General features: G+C 61.7%; 1 protein-coding gene. It reads left to right on the forward strand.

Annotated elements, in window-relative coordinates:
• A partial coding sequence (locus tag AC3WR5_RS33465; RefSeq protein WP_492490113.1) for a hypothetical protein occupies window positions 1–835 on the forward strand: 835 nt, incomplete at both ends.

Raw genomic sequence — 835 nt, forward strand, 5'->3', positions numbered from 1 at the left:
TGTCACAGGGCATCGCCGAAAAAATGCGAGATGCCAAGAACCAAGAACAGAGGGAAGCAGATGCCGAATATCTGCGCGAACTGAATCGAGCCAAGTCGACATTGATCGAGAACGCGCGGCCCGAGTATGCCGGTGGTCAAGAGTGGGCGGCAGATACCGATTGGCGGAAAGAGCAGTTGGCGAAGAACTCGCCAGACTGGGCGCGGACCGCGTCAAGTTCCGATCCTGTGGCAAGCACCACAGTCGGTGAGTCTGGCGACAACGCAGCGACGGCTCAGCAGCATCTGGCCAGTCTGGTGTCCGTGCCGCCACAGGTGCTGTTCGGCACTGGGCAACAAACCATTCTGCCTGGCAGCTATGGTGGAGACTACACCTCAGTGGCGTACGGCACCGCCGAGGATGGCACTTTGCGTGTTGAGGTCACGGGCCACCGCGGGATGCTCGGTCGTGCTGATGAAGCACTCGCATCGCTTCAGGATGAAATTGAGCAAGCAAGGCAGCGGGTGCAAGACGACGGCGCCGCTGCCTATGCGCGTGGGGACAAGGCCTCTGCTGCGATGGCAGCGCTGAGCTACGCCCCTGACGCCGTTTTAGCGCACGCTGCAAGTGCCGTGGTCGGCATTCCCCGCCTGTACACAAGCGATCATTTGATTCCCGGCCTCGCGCGCGCGGTGGAGCACCCCCTGAGTGCTGCAGGGCAAGCGTATGCCGCGTGGCAAGGCTTGCCTGCACAAGATCAAGTTGTTGCGGGCGTGGAGTTGCTCGGAGCGCCTTTGCTGAAAGCCACGGGCGCCGTCGGCAAGCTGGGAAAGGTCGGCGAAGTTCTATCGGGAGA

The sequence above is a fragment of the Ideonella sp. FW305-24 genome (assembly GCF_058788035.1).